Genomic DNA, 13,118 nt, shown 5'->3' on the forward strand with positions numbered 1-13,118 from the left:
GATGATTTTAGCCAAGTTCTTGTCGAGAACTGACTCAAGTTTTCCGAACCAAGGTCGAAGACCCTGAGGAGCAGTAATCTTAACAAGGAGAAACACGTGACGGATCTGATTAACTTTATCAATAACATCCTGTGGAGTTCAGTACTGATCTATTTGCTGTTGGGTGCCGGCATCTACTTCACCTTACGTACCCGCTTTATTCAAATTCGTCATTTCAGCCATATGTTTTCCGTGCTGAAGAACAGCACCAAAAGCGACGGTGCGGGCATTTCATCTTTCCAGGCGCTATGTACTTCACTAGCCGCTCGAGTCGGCACCAACAACCTTACCGGCGTGGCGATAGCGCTTACGGCTGGCGGCCCCGGTGCCATCTTCTGGATGTGGGTGATCGCGTTTATCGGCATGGCGACCTCTTTCATTGAGAGCACCCTGGCGCAGCTCTACAAAACCAAAGACGATAACGGCCACTACCGTGGCGGCCCTGCTTACTATATGGAAAAAGGGTTGGGTATGCGCTGGATGGGCGTAATGTTCTCCATTTTCCTGCTGATCGCTTTCGGCCTGGTGTTCAATGCGGTACAGGCCAACTCCATCGCCCTGGCCAGCTCGGTGGCCTTCAACATCGACCCCATGTACGTCGGCATAGTGTTGGTGGTGCTGAGCGCCATGGTGATTTTTGGCGGCATCCGCGCCATCGCGCGCGTCGCAGAAAAAATCGTACCGTTTATGGCCTTGGCTTACCTGCTACTGGCGCTGTGGATCATCGGCCTGAATATCGAGCATATGCCAGCTATCCTGGCGTTGATCTTCAAAAGCGCTTTTGGCCTGCAGGAAGTCGCTGCCGGTACCTTGGGTTACGGGATCTCGCAGGCCATGACTCAGGGTATACAACGCGGGCTATTTTCTAACGAAGGCGGGATGGGGTCGGCCCCCAACGTGGCAGCTTCCGCTACCCCTTATCCGCCACACCCTGCCTCGCAGGGCTATGTGCAGATGCTTGGCGCATTTGTCGATACCATCGTCATCTGTAGCGCAACGGCAGCGATAATCTTGGCCTCTGGTGCACTGGATAGCCCCCCATCCGACATCAGCGGCATCGATCTGACCCAGCGGGCCATGGCCAGCGCCGTCGGTTCCTGGGGCGCGCCCTTTGTCGCGATTGCCGTTTTCCTGTTTGCCTTTACCTCTATCATTGCCAATTATGCCTATGCCGAGAACAACCTGATCTTCCTCAAGCACCACCATCCGACCAAACTGACGATTTTTCGCTGCTTTGCCTTGGGTATGGTGATGTTTGGTTCAATGGCAGAATTATCCACGGTGTGGAAAATGGCGGATATCTCGATGGCGCTGATGGCGATCACCAATCTGACCGCTATCTTGTTACTGTCCGACGTGGCCTTCAAATTGGCCAGGGATTACAACCACCAACGTTCACTCGGCAAGCTGCCCACCTTTGACATCAACCATTACCCGGAGCTGGGATCGCAACTCGAACCGGGGATCTGGAAGCCGAGCAGGCAGCGTTAATCCTCCAGGGCGCGCGTAAAGTGCGCCCTATCACAGCCATACCTCCTGGTCTTGCGCGCTTTTTGCTACAGTAGCCACATGTTGATAAACAGGATGTGACCATGCTCATTATTATTTCACCTGCCAAAACCCTGGATTATGCAAGCCCGTTAGCCACCGAACGCTTTACCCAGCCCGAATTGTTGGAGCAGTCGCAAAAGCTGATCAAAATCTGCCGTAAGCTGACCCCGGCGCAAATTTCCGGCCTGATGAGCATCAGCGATAAGCTCGCGGGCCTGAATGCCGCACGCTTTGGCGAATGGCAGCCTGACTTCACCCCGGACAATGCTCGTCAGGCGCTGTTGGCGTTTAAAGGCGACGTTTATACCGGCTTACAGGCGCAAGACTTCAGCGAAGAGGATTTCGACTTCGCACAGCAGCATCTGCGGATGCTCTCTGGTCTGTACGGGGTGCTGCGCCCGCTGGACCTGATGATGCCTTACCGTCTGGAGATGGGGATCAAGCTGGAGAACCCGAAGGGTAAAGACTTGTACAGCTTCTGGGGCGATCGGATCACCACAAAACTGAATCAGGCCCTGGAGCAGCAAGGCGATGATGTGGTGGTGAACCTGGCTTCGGATGAATACTTCAAATCGGTAAAACCGGCCAAGCTGCACGGTTCACTGATCAAACCGGTATTCCTGGACGAGAAAAACGGCAAGTACAAAGTCATCAGTTTCTACGCCAAGAAAGCGCGTGGGCTGATGAGCCGCTTTATCATCAAAAATCGCTTGGAGCGCAGAGAACAGCTGGTTGATTTCAATCTGGAAGGGTATGCCTTCGATGAAGTGGCTTCGGCGGGTAATGAGCTGGTGTTCAAACGCCCGGAGCAGTGAGAAATCCGTTCCCTCTCCCGGCAAGGAGAGGGAACGGGTTTTGTCAGACTGGCAACGTCATCATGAATTGACGCAGCGCGGCAAAGTCCGCTGCCATGTTATGCGACAACAGCGGCAACTGTGCACGCACCGCCAAGGCCTGTGGCAGCGGTAACTTCTGGCCGAGGATCTCTTCGACGCTTTCCTTGAACTTGGCCGGATGTGCCGTGCCCAGGAACAGGCCAAACTCCCCTGCTTGCAGTTGATCGCGCAGAACGCGGTAGGCGATCGCCGCATGAGGCTCTGAAAGGTAGCCCAAAGCAGCCAACTCTTTCATGGTTTCCTTGGTGGTTTCATCACTCACCGCGCCATGAGCCAACTCCTTCAACTGCCAGATTTTACGGCGGAACAACTCTTCCACACGCGGCCAGTTATTCGGCTGGCTGACGTCCATCGCGTTGGATAACGTCGCCACAGTGGTGTTTGGTTCCCATTGGCCAGTAGTCAGGAAGCGTGGCACGGTGTCGTTAGCGTTGGTGGCGGCAATAAAGCGTTTCACCGGCAGCCCCAGGGATTTCGCCAGCAACCCGGCGGTCAAGTCGCCAAAGTTGCCGCTTGGCACGGAAACCACCAACTGATTGCGGGCTTCCTGCGGCAGTTGCGCCACCGCTTCAAAGTAGTAGCAGATTTGCGCCAGCAGGCGGCTGATATTGATCGAGTTGGCTGAGTTAAGGTGTACCGCCTCTTTCAGCTCCTGATCGTCAAACGCCTGCTTGACCAACGCCTGGCAGGCGTCAAAGTCACCATCGATAGCGATGGTGTGGATGTTGCCACCCAACGTGCAGAACAGCTTTTCCTGCAGCGAACTGATCTTGCCCTGTGGATAGAGGATCACCACGCGCACGTTTTTCAGGCCGTAGAAGGCATGAGCAACGGCAGCGCCGGTATCACCGGAGGTTGCAGTCAAGATGGTTACTGGCTGGTCGCCCGCGACTTCCGCCAGCATCTGCGCCATAAAGCGGCCGCCGAAGTCTTTGAACGCCAGCGTCGGGCCGTGGAACAGCTCCAGGCAGGCTACATCGCTCTCCACCTGCGCCACCGGGGCCGGGAACTCAAACGCGGCCTTCACTCGCTTGTACAGCGCCTCTTCGCCGATCTCGTCGCCAATAAAAGCGGACAGGATCTTGCTGCTACGAGTGACAAAGTCCATCTCCAGCAGCTTATCAATCTCGGTCAGTTCGAATTCTGGCAGTTCCAGCGGGAAAAACAGCCCTTGCTGCTTACCCAGGCCCTGTTTGATAGCCTGCGCGAAGCTGACCTGTTCGTTATGATCTTTCAGATTGTACAGTTTCATGCGTTATCCCAATAGTCGAGCGCCAGCGGTATCCAGGCGGCAAATATGAACAAAACCTTCGTCGTTTTGCAGGTAATGGTTGGTCAGCCAATCGGCCATGCGTTGCGCCGTTGCGCCGTCATCACAGACCGCAAACAGCGTCGGGCCGGAGCCGGAAATGCCGCAAGCCAAGGCACCGATATCCTGTGAGGCTTTACGCGCTTCGGCAAAACCTGGCAACAGGCGGGTGCGATAAGGCTCGGCAATCACATCCTGCATCAGCTTGGCCGCCAGACGCGGTTGCTGAGTGTGGCAAGCGTGAATAAAGCCCGCCAGATAGCGGCCATGGCTGATACAGTCCTGGCGGCGGTATTGCGCGGGCAGAATGGCACGCGCCTCAGCGGTGGACACTTTGATGCCCGGATAGGCCATCACCCACAGCCAGTCTTTAAAGCCAGGCACTTCCTGGCTGATGATCCCTTCTTCTTCCAGCATCAGCTGCAAGCCGCCCAGATAGCACGGCGCAACGTTATCGTAATGCACGCTGCCGGAAATACGCCCTTCCAGCTCGCCCATCAGGGCCAGCAGCTGCGTCTCGTTGAGCGGGCGATCGCAAAATTCGTTCATCGCCATCAGACCGGCCACCACCGAGCAAGCGCTGGAGCCTAGCCCGGAACCGATCGGCATGTTCTTCTCCAGCCTCATCGCTACCGGCACTTCACGGCCAATCGCCTGGCAGAAACGCTCCCAGCACTGGTAAACAATGTTCTCTTTTGGATCGCTCGGCAGCTTGCTGACAAAACGCCCACCATTCTCCAGGCTGAAGCGGCTGGCCGCTTCTACGCTGACGCAATCCCCCAGCAGCGTGCCATCGATAGGGGAAACCGCAGCTCCCAGCACATCGAACCCGACGCTGACGTTACCAATTGAGGCCGGTGCATACACCTTAACCATATTAGACTCCCAACTTCCATGACAGTGTGCGCAACAGATCGGCAAATACCCCGGCCGCCGTCACATCATTACCGGCACCATAACCGCGCAGCACCAGCGGCAATGGCTGATAGTAACGGCTGTAGAAGGCCAGGGCGTTCTCACCGTTCTTCACTTTATACAACGGATCGTTGCCATCTACCGCATCAATACGTACCAGGCAGCGGCCTTCTTCGATAGCCCCCACATAGCGCAGCACCTTACCTTCCGCGGCAGCAGCCGCCACACGGCGGTTAAATTCGGCATCCAACTCCGGCAGGCGGGCAATAAAGTTCTCCACATCACCGCTGGCATCGAACGACGGTGGTAACACCGATTCGACTTCAATATCACTCAGTTCAAGCGCATAACCTGCTTCACGCGCCAGGATCAACAGCTTGCGAGCGACATCCATCCCCGAGAGATCGTCACGCGGATCTGGCTCAGTGTAACCGAGGGCCTTGGCCTGCAAGGTGGCCTCTGACAGCGACATCCCCTCATCCAGTTTACCGAAGATAAAGGACAGTGACCCCGACAGGATACCAGTGAAGCGCACCAGCTCATCGCCCGCATTGAGCAGGTTCTGCAGGTTTTCGATCACCGGCAGGCCCGCCCCCACGTTGGTGTCATACAGGAATTTGCGGCGAGAACCGGCTGCGGCGGTGCGCAGCTGCTGGTAATAATTCATCGACGAGGTGTTGGCCTTCTTGTTTGGCGTTACCACGTGGAAACCATCGGCCAGGAAATCGGCATACTGATCGGCCACCGCCTGGCTGGAGGTACAGTCGACAATCACCGGATTGAGCAGATGGCACTCTTTCACCAGGCGGATCAGGCGGCCCAGATTGAAAGGCTCTTTGGCTTCGGCCAGTTCGTCCCTCCAGCTTTCCAGCGAGATGCCGTGCACGTTGGTCAACATCGCCCTTGAGTTGGCAATGCCACAGATGCGCAGATCGATGTGTTTTTGCTTCAGCCAAGGCTGCTGACGATAAACCTGCTCGATCAGCGCCCCGCCGACGCCCCCCACGCCAATCACAAACACTTCGATCACCTGATCGGTGTTGAACAGCATCTGATGGCTGACGCGCACGCCAGTGGTGGCGGAATCATTATCGACCACCACGGAGATTGAACGCTCGGAAGAGCCTTGAGCAATCGCCACGATATTGATGTTGGCGCGCGCCAGAGCAGAGAAGAAACGCGCAGAGATGCCACGCAGGGTGCGCATACCGTCGCCGACGACCGAGATGATTGCCAGGCGCTCCATCACGTCCAGCGGCTCCAGCACGCCGTCTTTCAGCTCCAGGTAGAATTCGTCTTCCAGGGCGCGACGAGCGCGTTGCAGCTCGCTCTGCGGCACACAGAAGCTGATGCTGTATTCAGAAGAGGACTGGGTGATCAATACCACCGAGATCCCGGCGCGTGACATCACGGCAAACACACGTGCCGCCATGCCGACCATGCCTTTCATACCTGGGCCGGACACGTTGATCATCGCCATATTGTTCAGATTGGTGATGCCTTTTACCGGCGTATCATCAGCCACGCTTTCGCCACCGATCAAGGTGCCGGGAGCTTGTGGGTTGGCGGTGTTTTTAATCAGGCAAGGGATTTGGAACTGGGCAATCGGGGTGATGGTACGCGGGTGGAGAACTTTGGCGCCGAAGTAAGAGAGCTCCATCGCCTCGCGGTAGGACATCGACTTCAATAATCGAGCATCCGGCACGGTACGCGGGTCGCAGGTATAAACCCCGTCCACATCGGTCCAGATCTCGCAGCAGTCGGCACGCAGGCAAGCGGCCAGCACGGCGGCGGAATAATCGGAGCCGTTGCGCCCCAGCACGACCAGTTCGCCTTTGTCGTTACCGGCAGTAAAGCCCGCCATCAGGACGATATGGTCAGAAGGAATGGCCGCTGCAGCGATACGCAGGGTGGACTCGGCAATATCTACGGTCGACTCCAGATAGTGGCCCTGAGCCAGCAGCTTCTCTACCGGGTTAATCACCGTCACCGGGTAGCCCTTGGCTTTGAAGACGCCTTCCATGATGGCAATAGAGAGCTTTTCACCCCGGCAGATGATGGCCGCATTGACGCTATCCGGGCATTGCCCCAACAACGCCACGCCATGCAGTACCTGTTTGAGCTGCGCGAACTCCTGCTCGACCAGTGCCTTCAGGCGATCGTACTCAAAGCCCGGCAGCTCCTTGGCCAAACCGCTGAGCAGGTCGGCAAAGATGCGCTCAGCGTCGCTCATGGTTGGCAGAATATCCTGGCCGGCTACCGTTTTTTCAATCATCGCCACCAGGTGATTGGTGATCTTGGCCGGTGCGGACAATACCGTGGCTACCTGTCCCTGGCGTGCATTGTTCTCCACGATATCGGCAACGCGCAGAAAACGTTCCGCATTCGCTACCGAGGTTCCACCAAATTTAAGCACTCGCATTTCTGTTATCTCCTGAATTTATGCCGAAAAAAAAGCCCGCACTGGTTAGGTGCGGGCTTTTTTCTTCTGTTTCCTGTACGCGTCAGCCCGCCCCGTTACCTGTGGTATCGGTGGTGGTAATAATTGTCGTATTCAGGCTGATGTTTCGCATTTTGTCTGTCTGTCTCATTAGAATCTCTGTCCCCTCTATTGGTTAAAGCAATCGTCTGGCCAAGTCAAATTATTTCTTTGTTTTGCCTATTTACTGGACACAGTGGGATCTGCGCGATGAAGCCGATAAAAAAACAGAATTGCAGAACAAAAAATCATAAGAAAGCCGATCAAACAGTGAATAACACCAGCCAAACAACAGAAAACGCCTACATCACTTCGTCAGTTTTTTTTCAATATCATGCAGCAACCGGTGCAGCATGACGGTATCGCGCTGTTGCAAGACCCCGAGCCGCTGGTGTAACCAATCGCGCAATTTTTGGTCATCCGCCACGTCCAACGCCTGTAACAGACGATCTGCCCGTTGCCGCAACGCGTTGAGCTGCCCGGCATCGGCCAGAGGTTCCTGCACCGAGCTGACAGCCATTAACTGCGCCAGTTGATAGCAATACACCATCACCGCCTGGCCGAGGTTCAGCGAAGGATAATCGGCCACCATCGGGACGCCGGTCAGCAGATCGGCCAACTCCAGCTCTTCATTGGTCAGGCCCGAGTCTTCACGGCCAAACACCAGTGCAGCCTGATGCACCCATTGCTGGCGTTCCGCCAACTGCTCCGTGAGTTGCTGAGGGGTACAGTAATAATGGAAGCGTGCGCGGCTACGAGCGGTGGTCGCAACGGTAAAGTCCACATCTGCCAATGCCTGTTCGAGGGTAGAAAACGTCTGCACCGCATCCAGAATATCGCCAGCGCCATGGGCGACCCAGCGGGCGGCGGGCTGCAGATGGGCCTCGCTGTCGACGATGCGCAACGAGGTGAAGCCCATGGTTTTCATCGCCCGCGCCGCTGCGCCAACATTTTCCGCCCGAGCGGGCGCGACTAACACGATATGAAGCTGCATCAAGACTCCGGAAAAATAAAGAGAATAGTTCTTTGACTGTTGGGATTTGTCTGATTATATTTACAAACGATTAACATCGTAAATGGTCTCTTGCTATAATATTATTAAATAGGCACTTCAACCTATAAAGCAGACGAAACAATCATAACTACAGGTTAACTTTTAATTTTCATTAAAAACAAAGCACTATATTTTCAAGCCAAACAGTTAGCTTTCAATTGTAACGCATCGGCCCCAACAAAGCTGAATCGTTCACAGAATTTGACGATCTGTGACTTAACTTGGCAGTTCTGTAAGTGTTTTTCACAAAACTGTTAACGTGCTACAATTGAATTTGATATATGTCAACAAAGCGTAGTTTTGTTAGGTGATGAATTCGGCACACACTGTTATATTGCTGTTAATAGGGTTAGGATATGCGCCGTTTTGGCATCATTCGGGGTGGTAAAATATAGCCCCCCCACCCAGCTAGCGATCTTGTTGACATTGATGGAAAGCGCATCAAGAACGAGTTTACGTACTGTAGTCGTTTGGTAATTGAGGGAACGTGAGCGGTATCTCTGCCCTCCATGGAAGAACACCAAGACTGCTGTACTTCCTATTTTCTATTTTGTTGGCAATTTTAGGTAGCAAATATGCAGACCCCGCACATTCTGATTGTCGAAGACGAGTTAGTCACTCGTAACACCCTGAAGAGCATTTTCGAGGCGGAAGGCTACATTGTTCATGAAGCCAATGACGGTGCAGAAATGCACAACATCCTGTCCGAAAATGATATCAACCTGGTTATCATGGATATCAACCTGCCAGGCAAGAACGGCCTGCTGCTGGCGCGTGAACTACGCGAACAAGCCAGCGTCGCGCTGATGTTCCTGACCGGTCGTGATAATGAAGTCGATAAAATCCTCGGCCTGGAAATCGGCGCCGATGACTATATCACCAAACCGTTCAACCCACGCGAACTGACTATCCGTGCGCGCAACCTGCTGTCACGCACCATGAATCTGGGTAGCGTCGGCGAAGAGCGCAAACTGGTTGAGAGCTACAAGTTCAACGGTTGGGAGCTGGACATCAACAGCCGCTCTCTGATCGGCCCTGCTGGCGAGCAGTACAAACTGCCACGCAGCGAATTCCGCGCCATGCTGCACTTCTGTGAAAACCCGGGCAAGATCCAGTCCCGTGGTGAGTTGCTGAAGAAAATGACTGGCCGTGAGTTGAAGCCGCATGACCGTACCGTAGACGTGACCATCCGCCGTATTCGTAAACACTTCGAATCTACGCCGGACACGCCGGAAATCATTGCCACCATTCATGGTGAAGGTTACCGCTTCTGCGGCGATCTGGAAGAATAAGCCTGTCTTAACGTCACAGGTTAAAAAGGGTTCAGCTTGCTGAACCCTTTTTTATTGAGACCAGACACGATGCCATCTGCGGCTCACAAAGTAGGGGCGCTGCTACGCCCGTCTGAATTATTTGGCTTCACCCCAAGGGATGATTGGCACCGCGCTCAGGGCATTTTTCGGTGAACCATCTACTACTCGATCGGAATAGCTCAGGTAAATCAGCGCATTGCGATTGGCATCATAAAAACGAACTACCTGCAGCTTTTTGAACACCAAAGAGGTGCGCTTCTGGAACACCACAGTTCCCTCCGCCTTGCCCTTTTTAATCTTGTCGCTCAGCTCGATCGGCCCAACCTGCTGGCAAGAAATGGCGGCATCCGAAGTATCTTCTGCCAGCCCTAACCCACCCTTTATCCCACCGGTTTTAGCACGGCTGATATAACAAGTTACATTTTTCACGTCGGGATCGTCGAACGCTTCAACCACAATTTTATGATCTGGACCAAACAGTTTGAATACCGTATCGACCGATCCTACCTGTTCCGCCTGCGCGCTATTAACCGTTGCGCAAACCAGACCGAACAAAAATATCCATCCTTTTTTCATTCACTTAACTCCAATAGAACAGCGTGTTAAATCACAGGGCTGCTAATAAGAACGCCGATGCTTCAGGTCACAGAAATGGGTTTTCCTCGGCCCAGGAAGCTCTTTTTAGCACAGAGAGCGAAAAAAATCTTTGGGAGTCGTGGAGGAAAAAAGTTGCTATTATGCGGCATCGTCATCGCTTAATGCCTGTTAACACCAGTTTTCCCCCGCTTCCCGCAACGCATATCGCAAAAGCGCCGTATGTAATGCAACTGATTGATCAATAAGTCAGTGGGCATCAGGTATCAGCATGACAAATCAAACAGTTCGAGTTCCGAACCTGAAGCTCTACGAGGAAGATCTATGGATCAAGCCGGTATCATTCGTGATCTGCTTAGCTGGCTGGAAAGCCATTTGGACCAACCTTTGTCACTGGATAACGTGGCGGCAAAAGCGGGTTACTCTAAATGGCATCTGCAACGGATGTTTAAGGATATCACTGGGAACGCCATCGGGGCCTATATTCGGGCAAGAAGATTGTCCAAAGCCGCCGTCGCATTGCGCCTCACCAGTCGGCCTATTCTGGATATTGCTTTGCAGTATCGTTTCGACTCACAGCAGACCTTCACTCGCGCATTCAAAAAACAGTTTGCGCAAACCCCGGCGCTGTATCGCCGTTCAGAAGACTGGAACGCCTTCGGCATGTGCCCGCCAATACGTCTGGGCGCCTTTACGCTGCCACATCCAGAGTTTGTCACGCTACCAGAGCTGGACCTGATCGGCCTGACGCAGAGCTACTCCTGTACGTTAGAGCAGATCTCCAACTTCCGCTCCGAGCTGCGTACCCAATTCTGGCAACAGTACCTGGGGCAGATAGAAACCCTGCCACCGGTGCTTTACGGCCTGCACCACTCGCGGCCAAGCCAGGAAAAAGACGACGAGCAGGAGGTGCTGTACACCACTGCCCTGGAGGCGCAACACATTCCGACCAAGGTGCAGGAAGGCCAGCCGATCACGCTGCAGGGCGGTGAATATGCCATGTTCAGCTATCAGGGGCCAGCATCCGGCCTGCAGGACTTTATCCTGATACTGTACGGCACTTGCCTGCCAGCATTGGAACTGACCCGCCGCAAAGGGCACGATATTGAGCGCTTCTATCCGCAAGGTGACCGGCGTCCGCCTCAGCCACCCAGCGAGATCCGTTGCGACTATCTGATCCCGATCCGCCGTTAGCGCTGTAGCTCATCCAACGCGGGCATGTCCAGATGCGAGATATCGCCCGCGCTTTCCACAATCCAGCCCGGAGCCAACCAGGGGCTTTGTTGATAATCGACGCGTGACAACGAGCAGTTGCGCAAACGCAGACGGCGCTCGGCATAGGCCGGTAACCCTAATACCGTCCCGATCAGGCACCCCAGCGCAATGCCGTGGCTGACAATCAACGGCTTGCTGCCCTGCGGCAGTTTCAGGCACTCTGTCAGCGCCGCATGCATCCGCGTGGCCAACTCCGTCATAGATTCACCTTGAGGGATACGGCCGTCAGCAGTACCATCGACCATCTGTTTACGCCACAGCTCTTCCTGCGGTGTCAGGCTGTCGATCAAACGTTCTTCCAGAACGCCCATATGCAGCTCACGCAGCCGGGCATCTACCATAACGTCGCAACCGCAAGCGTCCGCAATGATTTGCGCGGTCTGACGGGTGCGGCCCAGATCGCTGGAAATCACGTGCGTCACGCCCTCACGGCTAACGCGTTTGCCAACCAGATGAGCCTGGTGAACGCCAGTGGCGGTTAATGGGCTGTCGGATTGGCCCTGAATGCGACGTGCTGCGTTCCATTCCGTTTCGCCGTGGCGAACGAGGTATACCTGTAACATTATGCTTTTCCGTTATACTGCGTGAAACTTGAGTTTATCTGTGGCTCGTGCCTTGCACTTCGCATAACTTGCCGCCATCAAAAATCATGGCAAGACACAGCCCCACTTTAAGGAAGCTAAAGCCGTTATGTATCATGTTATCGCTGCAACTACCAACCCGGCAAAGATCAGGGCTATTCAACTGGCTTTTGAAGATACCTTTGGCGCAGACCAATGCCGCATAGAATCGGTTGACGTCGCCAGCGGAGTTTCACTGCAACCCATTGGCAATACCGAAACCCGTACCGGCGCACGCCAGCGCGTGATGGAAGCGCGGCAGGTGCGGCCAGAAGCCGACTTTTGGGTCGGAGTCGAAGCCGGGATCGAAGAAAACATGACGTTCGCCTGGATGACGGTAGAAAACCCGACGACCCGTGGCGAATCGCGTTCTGCCAGCCTGATGCTGCCAGAATCAATTTTACAGGGTATTCGAGCTGGTCGCGAGTTAGGCGATGAAATGACCTTGATCACCGGCAATAGCGAAGTCAAACGTCAGGGGGGAGCGATCGGTATCTTTACTGACGGTCGGCTGAGCCGCACCAGCGTTTACCATCAGGCGCTGCTGCTGGCACTGGTGCCGTTCCACAATCCGATTTACCGCAGCCACAACAGCAATAATACGCCGCAGCAATAAGCCACCGGGGTGATGGCTTCACCCCAGTAGTTGCTGTTCCAGCCACTGTTTCAGCGCTGGCGTTGCCATCTTCAGGCTGTTTGACCCTCTGGTGATGGTTGCGATACCTGCCCCGAGCTCATTCTTCAGCTCGCGCTGGCTCATTTCGCCACGCATCAGTTCCTGAATAATCCGCACCCGTGTCCCCAGCGCAGTACGCTCATCCGGCGTCAGCAGCAGTTGCATCAACGGTTGGTGTAAATCCTGATCGAACGAGCTTTGCAGCAGTTCGACAAAGCGCAGCCAATCTTCATTGCCTTGTTCTGAAAGAGCGGGGTCGTTTAGCGATAATTGCGTCATGCCAGCCACCATACTATTTAACTAGTACAGCAGCATAGCATACCGCGGGTAAGCGTCAAAATAGCTCTAGACGGGCGCAGCATGCAGCGCCCCTACGGCGAACTATTCAGCAACATTG

The 13,118-nt window shown here is 54.5% G+C and carries 13 protein-coding genes, 1 pseudogene and 1 other annotated feature; of the genes and pseudogenes, 5 read left to right on the forward strand and 9 right to left on the reverse strand.

Annotation, left to right across the window (positions count from 1 at the left end; genetic code table 11):
- Positions 1–96 precede the first annotated feature (96 nt).
- Together ACMV5I_RS04740 and yaaA are read left to right on the forward strand one after the other, a co-directional pair.
- Positions 97–1,530, forward strand: coding sequence for an alanine/glycine:cation symporter family protein (locus ACMV5I_RS04740; RefSeq protein WP_414823772.1), 1,434 nt, complete (start codon positions 97–99; stop codon positions 1,528–1,530).
- Between the two features lie 101 nt (positions 1,531–1,631).
- Positions 1,632–2,405 (forward strand): peroxide stress protein YaaA, encoded by a 774-nt coding sequence (gene yaaA / locus ACMV5I_RS04745; protein ID WP_202811000.1) that lies wholly within the window; start codon positions 1,632–1,634, stop codon positions 2,403–2,405.
- A gap of 43 nt (positions 2,406–2,448) precedes the next feature.
- Here yaaA and thrC read toward each other — a convergent pair whose 3' ends face one another.
- The 6 genes and pseudogenes from thrC to ACMV5I_RS04775 all read right to left on the reverse strand — a co-directional run.
- Positions 2,449–3,738, reverse strand: coding sequence for a threonine synthase (gene thrC, locus ACMV5I_RS04750; protein ID WP_414823773.1), 1,290 nt, complete (start codon positions 3,736–3,738; stop codon positions 2,449–2,451).
- A 3-nt stretch (positions 3,739–3,741) separates the two neighbouring features.
- On the reverse strand, positions 3,742–4,671 hold the full coding sequence (gene thrB, locus ACMV5I_RS04755; protein WP_021179245.1) for a homoserine kinase: 930 nt from the start codon (positions 4,669–4,671) through the stop codon (positions 3,742–3,744).
- A gap of 1 nt (position 4,672) precedes the next feature.
- A complete protein-coding gene (gene thrA, locus ACMV5I_RS04760) occupies positions 4,673–7,132 on the reverse strand; it encodes a bifunctional aspartate kinase/homoserine dehydrogenase I (protein ID WP_024483586.1) in 2,460 nt (819 codons plus the stop codon).
- Positions 7,133–7,157: 25 nt separating this feature from the next.
- Positions 7,158–7,276 (reverse strand) — a sequence feature (Thr leader region).
- Positions 7,215–7,301, reverse strand: a complete 87-nt coding sequence (gene thrL / locus ACMV5I_RS04765) for a thr operon leader peptide (protein ID WP_071592991.1) — start codon at positions 7,299–7,301, stop codon at positions 7,215–7,217. (Overlaps the previous feature by 62 nt.)
- 195 nt (positions 7,302–7,496) lie before the next feature.
- On the reverse strand, positions 7,497–8,183 hold the full coding sequence (locus ACMV5I_RS04770; protein WP_174332692.1) for a tRNA/rRNA methyltransferase: 687 nt from the start codon (positions 8,181–8,183) through the stop codon (positions 7,497–7,499).
- 389 nt (positions 8,184–8,572) lie between these two features.
- Positions 8,573–8,710 (reverse strand): annotated as a pseudogene (locus ACMV5I_RS04775) (hypothetical protein); the annotation flags it as partial.
- A gap of 108 nt (positions 8,711–8,818) precedes the next feature.
- On the opposite strand from ACMV5I_RS04775, the gene arcA reads away from it, so the two are divergent.
- Positions 8,819–9,535, forward strand: coding sequence for a two-component system response regulator ArcA (gene arcA / locus ACMV5I_RS04780; protein WP_024483588.1), 717 nt, complete (start codon positions 8,819–8,821; stop codon positions 9,533–9,535).
- 117 nt (positions 9,536–9,652) lie between these two features.
- Here the strand turns inward: arcA and creA are convergent, their stop codons facing one another.
- Entirely contained in the window at positions 9,653–10,132 is a 480-nt protein-coding gene (gene creA / locus ACMV5I_RS04785; RefSeq protein WP_021179241.1) for a protein CreA, read from the reverse strand.
- 342 nt (positions 10,133–10,474) lie between these two features.
- Here creA and robA point away from each other — a divergent pair, with 342 nt between their 5' ends.
- On the forward strand, positions 10,475–11,344 hold the full coding sequence (robA, locus tag ACMV5I_RS04790; RefSeq protein ID WP_024483589.1) for an MDR efflux pump AcrAB transcriptional activator RobA: 870 nt from the start codon (positions 10,475–10,477) through the stop codon (positions 11,342–11,344).
- Here robA and gpmB read toward each other — a convergent pair.
- Entirely contained in the window at positions 11,341–11,988 is a 648-nt protein-coding gene (gpmB, locus tag ACMV5I_RS04795; RefSeq protein WP_021179239.1) for a 2,3-diphosphoglycerate-dependent phosphoglycerate mutase GpmB, read from the reverse strand. The genes robA and gpmB overlap by 4 nt on opposite strands.
- A 127-nt stretch (positions 11,989–12,115) precedes the next feature.
- Here gpmB and yjjX point away from each other — a divergent pair, with 127 nt between their 5' ends.
- Positions 12,116–12,661 carry an inosine/xanthosine triphosphatase gene (gene yjjX / locus ACMV5I_RS04800; protein WP_065683575.1) on the forward strand — a complete coding sequence of 182 codons (546 nt, stop codon included), beginning with the start codon at positions 12,116–12,118 and terminating at the stop codon, positions 12,659–12,661.
- 18 nt (positions 12,662–12,679) lie between these two features.
- Here the strand turns inward: yjjX and trpR are convergent, their stop codons facing one another.
- Positions 12,680–13,000 (reverse strand): trp operon repressor, encoded by a 321-nt coding sequence (gene trpR / locus ACMV5I_RS04805; RefSeq protein ID WP_029987425.1) that lies wholly within the window; start codon positions 12,998–13,000, stop codon positions 12,680–12,682.
- Positions 13,001–13,118: the final 118 nt, after the last annotated feature.

Source organism: Serratia sp. T13T92 (assembly GCF_047530105.1).
GTDB lineage: Bacteria > Pseudomonadota > Gammaproteobacteria > Enterobacterales > Enterobacteriaceae > Chania > Chania fonticola.